The organism is Streptomyces sp. NPDC005878 (assembly GCF_040629815.1).
Lineage (GTDB): Bacteria > Actinomycetota > Actinomycetes > Streptomycetales > Streptomycetaceae > Streptomyces.
In genome coordinates this window covers 48008-61856 of the sequence record NZ_JBEXWK010000023.1, presented here as the reverse complement: position 1 = coordinate 61856, position 13849 = coordinate 48008, and the positions used below count along the sequence as shown (strand labels likewise).

General features: G+C 68.7%; 6 protein-coding genes (1 of these 6 only partly in view). 4 read left to right on the top strand and 2 right to left on the bottom strand.

Annotated elements, in window-relative coordinates; genetic code table 11:
* The first annotated feature begins 503 nt into the window (after positions 1 to 503).
* Entirely contained in the window at positions 504 to 1394 is an 891-nt protein-coding gene (locus tag ABZ404_RS28000; RefSeq protein WP_358836470.1) for a ParA family protein, read from the top strand.
* A 218-nt stretch (positions 1395 to 1612) separates the two neighbouring features.
* Positions 1613 to 2185 (top strand): hypothetical protein, encoded by a 573-nt coding sequence (locus ABZ404_RS27995; RefSeq protein WP_358836471.1) that lies wholly within the window; start codon positions 1613 to 1615, stop codon positions 2183 to 2185.
* 207 nt (positions 2186 to 2392) lie between these two features.
* On the opposite strand, the gene ABZ404_RS27990 is transcribed toward ABZ404_RS27995, so the two are convergent.
* A complete protein-coding gene (locus tag ABZ404_RS27990; protein ID WP_358991022.1) occupies positions 2393 to 2896 on the bottom strand; it encodes a hypothetical protein in 504 nt (167 codons plus the stop codon).
* Positions 2896 to 3402, bottom strand: a complete 507-nt coding sequence (locus tag ABZ404_RS27985) for a hypothetical protein (protein ID WP_358836473.1) — start codon at positions 3400 to 3402, stop codon at positions 2896 to 2898. Before ABZ404_RS27985 ends, ABZ404_RS27990 begins: the two co-directional genes overlap by 1 nt.
* A 1470-nt stretch (positions 3403 to 4872) precedes the next feature.
* On the opposite strand from ABZ404_RS27985, the gene ABZ404_RS27980 reads away from it, so the two are divergent.
* Entirely contained in the window at positions 4873 to 5355 is a 483-nt protein-coding gene (locus tag ABZ404_RS27980) for a hypothetical protein (RefSeq protein ID WP_358837035.1), read from the top strand.
* A protein-coding gene (locus tag ABZ404_RS27975) for a UvrD-helicase domain-containing protein (RefSeq protein ID WP_358991020.1) crosses the window boundary here: on the top strand, positions 5356 to 13849 show its beginning. Its footprint extends 20210 nt past the window's final position; only the first 8494 of its 28704 coding nucleotides appear in the window; its start codon is at positions 5356 to 5358; its stop codon lies off the right edge, out of view.

Below are 13849 nucleotides of genomic sequence, written 5' to 3'. Positions count from 1 at the left end.
ACCTGAAGGCACTGACCAATGCAGACACACTGACTCGGAAACGCAAATGCATGAGTGCACGCGGCCTTGCATGTGTGCGCGAATGTCAGCTCGCGTATCAGTGGTGCGTGCGGCTTGAGTCCCTGCAAGCACAGCCACAGGCACGAGGGCTGGTTGAAAGCCCCGCTGTGAACTCTGTCGCGCAACGTGCAAACTATGCGGCTTGCACGCGGGTTGATCTGCATGCAAGTACCTTGGGTGCAGAGCGGTTGTGCCCCCATGCTCGGTCAGGTGGGTACTGGCGTTCCGGCAAGACTGTTTCCGTGCGCGCCGCTCAGTAGGCCAACCTGACGACTGTTCCACAGGGATGCCCTCACGCTGGACGTCTGCACAGCATCTGTGTACTCTCGCGTGCTGATCGCCCATGCTCCCCTGCGTGTCTGTCAACAGGTCAGCATGGTGATCTGTCATGCTGCTTGTGCCCATCAGGGCCTCGCCGACTCCTCGAAAGTGAGCCCCGCCTGATGAACTTCGGTCTCCAAGTCGCCGACTACGGGGTCGACTACTCGCAGTTCGCCAACGTCTTCATGTTCGGCAACGGCAAGGGCGGCGTGGGCAAGACCACGCTGGCAGCCAACTCGGCAGCCAAGACGGCTCGCATGGGACTCCCGACTCTGGCCATCGATGTCAACGGCCAGGGCAACATGCATCGCGACCTGGGCTATGGCGAGCAGGACCAGGGCAAGGGCTTCGCCGAGTCGATGGCCTCCGGGGCGCCGTTGGTCCCGCTCGCAGGAGTACGGGAGAACCTCGACGTGATCGTGGGCGGCCCCGAGATTCGTAAGATCAATGCCATCGTCACCGAGGTCGCCCGCAATGAGGGGTTCTTGGCTGCGTACCTGCGTTTGGCCGTCTGTCTCGCTCCCTTGCTGCCTCGGTACAAGGCCATCTTCATCGACACGCCGCCAGAAAATCCGGACCTGCTTCGACTCTGCCTGATGGCGGCTCGCTATGCGGTTGTGCCGGTGAAGTACGATGCCGCCTCGCTCGACGACGGCCTCAAGGACTTCGGGCAGGCTTTCAAGATGGCTGTGCAGGTGAATCGACAGCTCAGGATCCTGGGCGTAGCGCACTGCTTCTCCCCACGTAACGCTACTCAGATTCACAAGGAGATCGAGAAGCGCTCCCGGAACATCTTGGGCAAGCACGCCTACGTGTTCCCGCAGGCTGTGGGGCACTCGTCGACGATGGCCGGCCTCATTCGCGACCGCGGGCTTACGGCCTTCGAGCTGGAACAGGAGCGCAAGGCGGGTTCCAGAACCGTCCCGGACGCCGCACAGCATCTGGCCAATGATTACGAGGTCCTCGTGACTCAAATCTTTCAGCGCGCGGCAGAAATGAGGAAGGCCGCCTGATGTCGGAAGTTGGAGACGTGGAAGTTCAGGACGCTAAGGATCAAGGTTCAGGGGAGCTGGAAGACCTCTTCGACGCCCCAGATGACGGTGCAGGCGCGCCCGCTGATCCCTTCGCAGCCTGGGGTAGCGACGCAAGTGGGCCGCTGCCCGCCGCGCCTGCTGCTTCGGCCGCAGTTGTCCGTCCCGCGTCGGCCGTAGCTCGGTCTCAGCAGCAGCCCATGAGCTCCTATCACCAGGATGACGACGCAGACGATCAGGAGCTTCGAGCGGGCCAGAGCGGGTTCCGTGTGAGCCAAGATGTTGCCGATCGGCTGAAGGAGTACAGGCAGGCGCGTGATCTTACGGTCACCGAGGTGGTGATTGAGGCTCTTGATCACATCGCAGATGAAATTCCACACGCCATGGCACGGGCCAAAATGCCTGCTCGCGTGACGCCTACCCGCAGCCGCTTCGCTGCAAGAGGCAGCAAGGGCCCTCTCAAGGGCACGGGGCCAGTGCAACGTTGGTGGCAGCCCACCAAGGATGACAAGGCTGTCGTAAAGGAGATGGCAGCGGAGGCTGGGCTGCGGGGCACGCCGGGCATCCTGATCGCAGTCGCGCTCAATGAATTCCTCCCTGGCGGAGCAATGCACATCGCCGGCCAGGTGCGCCGGCAGATGACCTCGGACGAGACTTTCGAGGTGCCCAGCGATCTGGCTCTCGCGCGAACGTATGGGGTGCCCCGCGAGGTCGCGAAGATGGCGCTGATGCAGCTGCAGGCTGAGGGGGTCATTCCCCAGGAGCCGGCCTAGAAGGAGCCTGCTTCGCAGCACGTCGCACGAGCAAGGTCTCGGCAACCGCCTGGGCCACCGCTGTCTTGTCGTGCCGGGCGCTGAGGCTGCTCTCGCCTTGCCCCAAATGACTCCGCTGGCGAACAGCGCCAGTTTCGGGGTACAGTGTTCACGAATCTTAGACGCAGCGAGGCCCCACCTTCGGGTGGGGCCTCGCTGTTTCTTGGCCTACGACCGGCGTCCCCGGCGACGCGCTGCGCTTAGGTCAGCCACACCTGGTGTTGTCGGGACCTTGCCGTGCTTCCGCTCCAGCGTGCGGAGCCTGACCTCCTCCTCGTGCCTTGCGAGCGCTCTGTCGTACCGCTCCTGGTAGTCCTCGACGTCGAGCCAGTCTTCTTCGGCCATGCCGTCGATGGCTGCCTTGTGCTCCGCAGGCGTACGGAAGCCGCTGAGCATGGGGTTGAGCTGGTAGAGGCCCTTGGTCTTCCGGAAGACCATGCGGGCGAGCCCCAGATGAAGCAGTCCGCGGCCGGCCTGCGAGCGATGAACCTTCAGCGCTTCGGCGATCTCCACCTCGGTGGTCTGACATAGGCCGCCGGGCCTCTGCTCGCCCAGCAGGTGGTGTAGTACCCGGTAGGCGATGCCCGGCATGCTCGGGGTGTACGCGAAGACGTTGAAGGAGCCCCAGGTGAGTTCCGCCGGGGCCTCGTCAGCCATGGGTGCCTCTGCCATCAACACTGCCCTCCGGGGGACTCAGGTTCGGACTGCTTGGCCGCTCCTCGACGACGAGGAAGCTCCGGATCGGGCCGAGCCAGCTGCTTGAAGGCTTCAGGAACGTCCGGGTCGTCCAGAAGATCCGCCAGAATGCTCAGCTGGTCGACCCTCACACGGACCTTCTCTGTCCGGGCCCCACTTCGTTGCCGCACCGGTCGCTCAAACGTCTGGGTACCGCCTCGCAGCGTGGCCGCGGGTTGGAGTTGGTAGTGCCCTCGCTTGGGCATGTGAACCAGACCGAGTGCGGTGAGCTTGGAGATGGACCTTGAGACTTGGCTCTGATCACGTCTTTTGCGCAGGTCTTCCCACATCTGCTCAGAAATTCCCTGAGCGATCTCGTTCTGGGTGACGCATGCAAGACCGCCTGGCTCCTGGCTCCCGATCAAGAACAGAAGGACGCAAAGGCTGACGTTGTCGTCGTAGAAGTAGGCGGAAGCCCAGCGCATGAAGGCGAGCGAGTCCATCGTGAACCCGCCGCCGATGAAGCCATCGCTTGTGAGGGGCGGCTCGACGTGAGCCCGATGGCCTTCGGGAAGTTCAACGACGTTCGGGCGAGGCGCGAGACTCCCAGGCTGCCGGTAGGGACTAGCTCGGCGGCCCGGCTTCTTGCGGGGAACTGGAGATGGCCCGAGGGGACCGTTAACGTCCGGGCCTCGGGCGGAACTTGCCGACATGGCGAAGAGCACTCCTCAAGATCGAATCTTAGACAAAGTGCACCCTACTGATTGCGCGCATACTGCGCAACGACGCGCCGTATGTGCGCGTTGGCGTGTCGAGTATGAGCTGCAGAGCATGGAACGCCAGCCGAAGGGCTGACCTCTTGCGCCCTCACCGTGAGTGGCCCCTGCCGGCGCTTCTCCATTTCGCGCCCGTGGGCTTCGGGAGGCCAGGGCCGCCTCCCATGTCCGACGGGCAAACGTGCGTACGAGCTGACCCGAGCCTCGGGCGGTCCGTCGCCCTCCGCTGGAGCGACCTGCCCTCGGTTTAGCCGCTAGCCCTGTCACGGCAGCAACTTCGGTGCGCCTGCGCATCGAAGCGCGCAACATTGCGCCTATATCGCGCAATCGTCATGGGTGGGCAAGGTGCTCACTTCATACAGAGGCCCCAGTAATATGAGTTGGGCGTCATGATCGCTTTGCATGATCACTGCTCTGACCTGCGGAAACTGGTATCCGTCTAACCTCTAGAGCGTGCGCGCGCGCGTGATATCTAACCGTCCGCCACGACGCAAGTACCACAGCGGGCCGTGTGTCGCTTGGCTTGTCGCACCACGTTCTCGGCGGCGCGTACCACTACCCGACCTCACCCTTGCAACGGATCTCTACCCCCCTCAACCGGTACCACCCCCTCATCAACCCCTGAGGCCTGCAGTTGCAAGGTGTCGCGCAGTCGGATCCGTCACCCAGTCCGGCCGTTGGTCTCATTCCTGTCCCGCTTGCCCAGGGAGGGCGCCCAGCGCCCGAGCGGTGCGTCGGCGACGTTAGGAGCCGGCGCAGGGCATGCGGGGTGGGCTGGTCCAGGCCGCCAAGGGCCTGGCGCTGGGGGTCTGGGGGGCGAGTAGGCCCCCAGGGAGGGGTGCAGGGGGCAACGCCCCTTGCCGGGGTCGGGGGCTGGCCCCCGCGATGCGGGTCCAGGGGCCGCTCGCCCCTGGCGGGGTCCAGGGGCAGCGCCCCTGGGATGTACGGCGCGTAAGTCGACCGCCTAGAGATGCGTCGATTTCGCAAGCCGTGACGTTGCCCTTCGGATACCTCGGGTCCGCGCTGCGGACCGCTGCAACAGATCCCTCCGTCTTTGGTCCCGCTCGACGGGATCGCCCAGCTCAGGCCCGTTCTGGGGCGCTCTCGCCGCCAACTATCGGTTGCTGGCGGCGTAGGAGGAGCCTCTCTTAGTCCTTGATCGTTCTGCGCTGCCCACCGGACGTGGGGAGTGTGGACGTGAATCAGTACGGGCGGCGCGCGCAGCAGCACTGGCATGAGTTCCGGCCCGGGCGCATCTCGGAGATCGATGACCCCGAGGCCTTCTTCACCGAGCTGGGCACCGATGTCCAGGACGAGGTGCGGGTCCGCTGGACCGCTGGGCGTCTGAACGTGTCTTCCGCCGTGGGGGAGTCCTTCCTCGAGCGGGCCGGCCGTCTCCAGCAGCTGCGCCACGACGCCGAGCGCGAGGTGCTGCGCGAGCTCGTGCTCCTGCCTGCCGAGAACGACGTCGACCTGGGGGACGACCCGCACCTCAGCGAAGCCGAGGCGGCCGAGGAGCAGTGGCGTGAGCAGCACCTTCACGACCTGCTGGCCGGCCGGAGTCGGCCTGGGGACTTCAGCGCCGCGGAGCGTGAACGGCTTCGTGCGGGTGCTGTGCCTCGTCTGCTGGAGCTGACCGGGCTCTCGGATGAGGCCCTGTCCCGTCAGGGGCTGCTGTAGATGGCGGCCCAGGAGGGGGCGTTCCGCCCCGAGGACCAGAACGATCTCGCGCCTGCATCGTCGATGCCGCGGCTGGAGGCCAACCTCGCCGCGCTGCGGGTTCTGCGCCAGATCCAGGGCGAGGAGCGGGAAGCGACCGACGAAGAGCGTCGAGTGCTGGCCCGGTGGTCATCCTGGGGCGCTCTGCCGAACGTGTTCGACCCGTCCCGGGAGCGGACCAAGGCCCGTCGTGAGAAGTACGAGGCGGCGCAGGGGGAGCTGCGGGAGCTGCTGAGCGAGGCGGAGTACTCGGCGGCGCGGCGGACGACGCTGAACGCGCACTACACGGACGCGGCGTACGTGCGGATCATCTGGCGGGCGTTGCAGGCGCTCGGGTTCAAGGGCGGCCGGGTTCTGGAGCCGGGCTCCGGGGTCGGCACGTTCATCGGCATGGCCCCCGAGGGTGCCGAGATGACCGGCGTCGAGCTCGACCCGGTGACCGCGGCGATCAGCCAGGCCCTGTATCCGCAGGCCCGGATCCTGAACGAAGGCTTCGAGAAGTCGCGGGTCAAACCCGGCGAGTACGACGCGGCGATCGGAAACGTGCCGTTCCACTCCGCTCGGCTGACCGACCCCCGGTACAACCCGGGGAACTTCCCCATGCACGACCACTTCATCATCAAGGCCCTCGAAGGCGTGCGGGTCGGGGGAGTGGCCGCGTTCATCACCTCCACCGGCACCCTTGACAAGTCCTCCAAGGCCGCCCGAGCGGAGATGGGCGAACTCGCGGACCTGGTGTGCGCGATCCGGCTCCCCAACGGCGCGCACGCCGCGGCCGCCGGCACCGACGTCGCGACCGACTTGCTGGTCTTCCGCCGCAAGGCGCCCTCCCACAAGAAGCAGGGCGCGGCCTTCGCGAAGACCGAAGAGGTCAAGGCCGCCGACGACAAGCGGATGGACGTCAACGAGTACTTCCAGGCCCATCCGCGCAACGTGCTGGGCACCCTGGTCCCCGGGCGTGCCCGGGGCGGTAAGCACCGCCCCGAGGTCCTCGCCGGCAGCGGGGACACGGCTGCCCGCCTGGACAGGGAGCTGCAGCGGGAGATCGCGGCGGCCGTCGAGGCCGGTCTGGGGATGACCGAGAACCCGGCCCGGCGCGAGGAGGAGGTCCAGGGCCCCGACGCGCGGGAGCTGTTCGGCGAGAACGCCGAACGGTTCGACGGGCGGATCATCGAGTTGCCGGACGGCAGCTTCTGGTCGGCGCGGCTGGAGGACAGCGAACCGCACCCCTGCCCCAAGACCCAGCGCGACGAGCTGCGGGCGCTGCTGTTGATACGTGACGCGGTCTCCGAGCTCCTGGACGCCGAGACCTCGCCGGATGCCGATGACGCCTGGCTGACCTTCCTGCGCTCGACCCTGAACGCGCACTACGAGGCGTACGTCCAGAAGTACGGGCCGATCAGCCGGTTCACCCGACAGGAGCGTACCCGCAAGCTCACCTGGGACGACGTGCCCGAGGAGCTGTCCGAGCAGCTGATGGACGCCGCCCTGGAGGTGACGGGCCGGCTCGGCTCGAAACAGCAGGCCGCCATCGACAACCTCGGCGACGGCGTGATGACCGAAGCCGACCTGCAGGTCCTGCTCGGCTGGAACGCCACCAAGGCCCCGGCCGCGCTGCGCGAGGCGCTGGCCGCTGTGCAGGCGGTGCGCGATGAGATGCGCGACGCCGGCAAGCTCAAGGTCTGGGCGCGGGTCCCCCCGAACCAGGGCGGCTTTGCCGATGACCCGCACGCCCCGCTGGTGTACGCGCTCGAGGACTACGACGAGGAAACCGGCACCGCTCGCAAGTCCGAGATCTTCACCCAGCGCGTCGCCGCCCCGCGCACCCTGCCCGAGAAGGCCGAGACGCCCGAAGAGGCCGCCGCGATCAGCCTCGACCTGCACGGGAAGATCCGACTCGACGTCGTCGCCCGGCTGCTCGAGCTGAACAGCGAAGCAGCGGCGCGGGACGCGCTGTTCGGGGTGGTGTTCGAGGAGCCCCACACCGGGCGCCTGGTGCCGGCCGCCGAATACCTGTCGGGCAACGTCCGCCTCAAGCTCACCCAGGCCCAGGACGCCGCCGCTGTCGACCAGCGGTTCGTCGCGAACGTCGCGGCGCTCACCGAAGTGCAGCCCGAAGACGTGCCGCCCGGCGAGATCCGCGTCAAGCTCGGCGCCCCCTGGGTGGACGCCTCCTACGTCCAGGAGTTCCTGCGCGGCCTGCTGCGCGATGAGTCGATCAAGGTGGAGCGGGCCGCCGGGTCCACGTGGACGGTCGACTGCCGCAACGAGAACGACGTCATGATGACCGCGGTCTGGGGCACCCAGGAGATGAACGCGGTCCAGATCGTGCGTGCCCTGCTCAACCAGCGGCCCATCCGGATCGTCCCCAGCTTCCCCGACGAGGCGACCGCCGCGGAGAAGGCCCAGATCCGGGCCGAGGCGATGACCGCGACGACCGTCGCCAACAAGTACGCGGAGAAGATCAACGAGGAGTTCCGCAACTGGCTGTGGAAGGACGAGGAGCGCGCCGAGCAACTCGCCACCCTCTACAACACCCGCTTCAACAGCTTCGTCCTGCGCAACTACGACGACGCCCCGAAGCTGTCCTTCCCGGGCCTGTCCACCGAGTTCACCCCCCGCCCGCACCAGCAGGCGGCCGTCTCCCGCATCCTCAACGAGCCCAGTGCACTGCTCGCCCACGAGGTCGGCGCCGGCAAGACGCTCGAGATGTCCATGGGCGCCATGGAACTGCGCCGCCTCGGCCTCGCGCGCAAGCCCGCGATCGTCGTGCCCAACCACATGGCCGAGCAGTGGACGCGGGAGTTCCTGCAGGCCTACCCCGGTGCGAAGGTGCTGACCGCCTCCACCAAGGACCTGTCCACCCGCCGTAAGCGCAAGCGGTTCGCGGCCAAGGCCGCCACCGGCGACTGGGACGCGATCATCATGACGTACGGCGTCATGAAGGCGATCCCGCTCTCCGCGGCCGAGCACGAGAACTACATCGCCAACCAGCTCGCCGACTTCGAACGCGACCTCCAGCGGCGCCGCGCCGCGATCATCGCCAAGGGCGAAGACCCCGAGAAGGACGACACCGTCAAGGAGGTCGAGGGCAAGAAGCTCGTCCGCGAACAGGCCCTGCGCGCCCGGATGCGCTCGATCCGCGAAGGCGGCCTGTCGTGGGAGCAGCTGGGCATCGACTACCTGTTCGTCGACGAGATCCACAACTTCAAAAATCTGTACAACCCGTCCAACAACGCCGGGTTGAGCATTGCCGGGTCGATCCGCGCGACCGACCTGCACATGAAGCTGGAGTACATGCGGGCCAAGTACGGCGCCCGCGTGATCACCGGAGCCTCCGCGACCCCGGTGGTCAACAGCATCGCCGAGGCGTACGTGTGGATGAAGCTGCTGCGCCCCGACATCCTCGAAGCCGAGGGCCTGGAGAACTTCGACGACTGGGTCGCCAACCACGCCGAGATCGACACCAAGATCGAGATCGCCCCCGAGGGCGGCCTGCAGACCAAGTCCCGGTTCGCGCGCTTCACCAACATGCCCGAACTGCTCACCGCCTGGTGGGTGCCCACCGACGTCAAGACCGCAGAAGACCTCGGGCTGCCGGTCCCCGATGTGTACAAGGGCGGCCCGCAGATCATCAGCTGCCCGCCCACCAGCGTGAACGCCGAGATAGCCGAGAAGGCCCGCAGCCGGGCCCGCGCGATCCGCTCACGCGCGGTCGACCCCAGCGAAGACAACATGCTCAAGCTGGCGTCCTGGATGCGGCAGGCCGCCCTCGACCCGCGGCTGATCGGCTACGCCCTCGAAGAGGGCGAGCAGACGAAGATCTCGATCGCCGCCGACAAGATCGCCGAGTTGTACTTCAAGCACAAGGACGACGTCTACCAGGGCCCCAAGGACGCGGCGCCCGACGAACTGCCCGGCAGCCTCCAGTTGGTCTTCGCCGACCTGGGCACCCCCTCCAAGGACGCCCTCAAGCAGGGCAAGTGGACCGTCTACGACGGGCTGTTCATGGAGCTCGCCGCCCGCGGCGTTCCCACCGACGGCATCCGCTTCATGCAGGAAGCCCAGAGCGACCGGGAGAAGGCCGCACTCTTCCGCGACGCCCGCAACGGCAAGATCTCCGTCCTCATCGGCAGCACGGAAACCATGGGAACCGGGACAAATGTGCAGCGGCGCGCGATCGCCGTGCATCACCTGGACTGCCCCTGGCGCCCCGTCGACCTGCACCAGCGCACCGGCCGCGTCGTCCGCCAGAAGAACCTGAACTACGACCTCCAGCGCGAGGTCCACGTCTACAACTACGTCACCGAGAACAGCTTCGACGCCTACGTGTGGCAGCTCGTCCTGGGCAAGGCCAAGTTCATCCAGCAGCTGATGAGCGGCAAGCTCACCGACCGCACCATCGAAGACATCGCGATGGACCTCAACGAGTACATGGTCGAGGCCGTCGCCATGGGAGCCGGCGACCCGCGGCTGCAGGAAGTCGGAACCCTCCAGAACGAGATCCTCGGCATGGAGGCCGAGAAGCACGCCCACAACGCCGCCCAGTACGGCCTGCGGCACACCATCGACACCGAGACCCTGCGCGCCGAGCAGCTCGAAGCCAGCATCTCGCTGCTCACCACCATCCTCGGCGACGCCACCACGCCCGGCACCCGCCGCTCCACCCGCGACACCGACTTCTCCATGACCGTGGTGGGCCCCACCGGCACCACGCGCACCTACACCAAGCGCAAGGAGGCCGCAGCCGCCCTCCAGTTCCGGCTCGTCGACGCCATCGACGAGCTGCGCGGCCAGCGCAACCCCCCGCCGCTCCAGGTCGCCGAACTCGGTGGCGTGCCCATCTTCGCCCGCCTGGACTTCCTCGACCTTCACCTCGACTTCGGCGCCGGCCAGCCCGTACCCGTTGACCGCAAGAAGCTCACCGCCGATCCGGCCGCCGTCTCCGGCACGATCCAGTCCCTGGAATACCGCCTCGCCCACCTCGAAGACGACCTTGCCCTCGCCCAGGAGCAGCACGCCCACGCGCTCGCAGAGGTTGCCAACGCGCAGTCATACCTGGGCACCGTCTACCACGACGACGACAACCTCGTGGAGGCCAAGGCGAAGCTGGCCGCACTGATGGCCGAGCTGGAGACCGAAGCCCCGGTCCAGAGCAACGGGCCCGCCGGTGGGGTGCCCAGCTACGCGGGCGGCGCCGAGGACGGGGCGGTCATGGCCCGCTCCGGCGGGGGAGGCGGGGGCGGTGGACGCTCCCGCAGCCGCTCCGGGGCAGGCAGTGGCGGCGCCGGAGCGTCCGCCGACGGCCCCACGGCAGCCGACGAGAAGCAGGAGGACTTCCCGCACTACACCGACCGTCTCGGCACGTGGATCGCCGAGCGGCTGATGGCCGAAGCCCTGCGCGCGGTCGTCGAATCCCACCCCGACGCGGCCACCAGCCCCGGCGCCCGCAAGCTCACCAAGGCCCTCGCCCAGCTGCACGAGGAAAGCCGCAGTCTGCGCGAAAAGCGCCTGGCCGGCGAGGTGCTGGCGCCGACCGCCGCGATCGTGCCGCCCGAGCTGTGGCGCACCGCCATCGAGGACGCCACCAAGGCGCTCGGCAGGAACAACCCCATGGCCACCGACCTCAAGCGGCTCGGCCGCCTGGCCGCCCTGCACGAACAGCGGTGGACCGCCACCCTGAGCAGCCCCGTCGTGCTGGCCCAGTGGGAGGACTCCGACGAACCCCGCCCGGACCAGTCCGGCGCCGAGGACGGCCGCGAGTACGTCCGCCTCGACGACCTGGGCCTGTCCGCCAAGTACACCGTGGGCACCGAAACCCTCGCCGCCCACGCCCTGCTGCGCCGCCTCATGCAGGACAGCCCCGTCCTGCACGCCGTTACCAGCGAAGGCCGCCAGCTCATCGCCCGCCGCCGCGACAGCTCCCGCCTCGAAGCCGTCTCCAACGACGCCCGCCTCACCGGGCTGGCCCGCCGAGCCGCGCCCTCCGCCCCCGAAACCCCCGACGCCGCCGGGACTCCCGTGGCCGAGAACCCGGCCGGCGGCCCCGCGCAGGCACCCACCACGACCAGCACCCCGCCCGCGACAGCCCCGTCGACGGCGACCGGCGAGCCCGCGCCCGCCCCGGCCGCCACCGGCGCGCCCGCCCCGCCGCCTGCCGCCGTGCCCTCGCCCGCAACCGCGCCCGTCTTCGCCACCCAGCGGGAATGGAACCAGGCCTTCGCCGAGCTGGAAGCCACCGAGATCGACCTCAGCCGCGCCGCCGGCCAGACCTGGGACCGCGAGAACATCCCGCGGGCCTTCACCCAGCTACGCCACGACCTGTTCCAGGCGGTCGCCGCACACGAGGACCGCGACGGCCACGACACCGAGACCGCCCTGACCAACTCCCTCAACCAGGCCGAGCGGCTCCTGCGCTCCCTCAAGGGCCGCGACCGCGCCACCATGCAAGCACCCCTGAGCCACTTCACCCGCCTCGCCCGCACCTTCCTCGACCGGCACCGCGCCACTCTGGCCCAGCACGCCGGCGAGAACGACCTGGCCCGCACCATCGAGGCCCAGGCACGCGCCCAGTTCGAAGAGTTCATGGCCACCTGGAGCCAGAACAACCAGCCCCTCATCCAGGCCATCCGCGACGGCGACGAAGACGCCGTGCGCACCCTCGCCGCAGCCGACCCCACCGCCAACGCCGCCCCCGCCCCGGCCGGGGATGCAGCGGAGGAGCGCGCGGACGAGCCCGCCCAGAACACCGGCACGAGCGACGGCTCCGCCACCCAGGAGCGCTGGATCCTCGGCGAGGACCGCCCCGCACCGTACGCCACGGACAACGAGCACGACTCCGCTGCCCGAGCACGCGAGGCCCTGCACGCGCTGCACGACCAGTGGCAGGAAGACTTCGGACAGGAGCTGCCCGCCGAGCCCGGCGAAGAACTCGCGTCGGCCATCGCGGAGTTCACTGAGTCATGGGACCAGGCGCAGCAGACCCCCGCCGCGGACTGGGGCCTGCAGCTCCAGGCGTACACCCGGGTGCAGATAGCCGCCGAAACGCTGGCCGGTCAGCTGCACGGCGCGCCCACCGACCGCCGCGCCACCGCCGATCAGGCCACCGGCCGGCTGCGCCACCTCGCGCGCACCGCCGCCCTCCACGTCGACCGCCTCGCCCACACACCGCCGTCCTCCCCCGACGAAACGTGGCTGCGCGAGACGGCCCGCCGCTTCGAGACGCCCTATGCGGACGCGGCCGAGGTCCAGCAGGCCCTCGACGCTCTGACCGAGGCCGCCGCGCAGCCCACCACGCCCAACGGATTCGAGCGCACCGAGGCGCAGAGCACTCTGCTGAAGGCTCGGATGGCCACCGCCCGGATCCCGGGCGGCGCGGCCGCGCACCTGCACGCCCTCTACGGCCTCGCCCGCGCCACCGGGACCACGGACCTGACCCGCGCCACCGGCAAACTCCCCACCCACCTGGGGCGCCTGGCCCGCACGGTACTCACCGACGCGGACCTGGCCGACACCCTCCTCGCCCCCGGCCCGCGCCCGCTTGAGGTCGCCGCCCGCGACCTCGACCCGGCAGCGCCCTACGCAGACACCGACGGCCGCTACGACTACGAGGAGCTGGAGGGCTACTACGGGCCGCACGGCGGCACCGTCGTGCGCAGCATCCGCAACCAGCTCAGGCCGGCCAAGGCGGCCACCGAACGGCGCCTGTCCCAGGTCCTGGAGGACCTCGCCCGCCGCCCCCTGACCGCGCCCGATGGCCACATCGACCCGGCCTGGCCCCACCTGCTCGACGAAGCAGCCCACCTGGCCCGCCGGGTGATCCGCGAACACGAGGACGAGGGCTACCACCACTCCCGCAGCAGCGACTTCCGCGACTTCGCAGCCACCGCCACCCACCAGGCACGCAGATTGCACTCCACCCTCATCGAGACCGACGGCCGACTCGACGACGAGCTGGACGCCCTCACCCAGCAGGCACTCGCCGACCCCGAACTGCTCGCCTCGGCTCGCATCCCCGCCCACCCACTCACCAGCCACGCCCCAGTGCCGTTCGCACCGGCCCTGCTGGACTGGCTGAGCGCCCGCGCCGAGCAGATGAGCCCAGCCCTGCGGCACACCCTGCACGCCGACTTCACTCCGCGCGGCTTCACCGGCGCCTTCGCCCGCCTGGCCAACACCGTCGCGCAGCACGCCACCGAAACCGGGCCCGCACCCACCGGTGGCCGGCTCCCGGTCCCGCCGCAGTGGCAGCAGCACGCCGAACTGATCGACCAGCTCCTGGACGCCGCCGCCCAAGACCCGCACACCGTCGGTCTCACCGTCAGCAACGACCCCAACGAGCATGTCGACCTGTTCCGCGACTGGATTCTGGACCAGGTCATGGACGAGGCCGACCGTGCCGACGACGACGCGCGCAAGACCGCGCTGCTCCACGCGTTCTTGGGTGACGACGCCG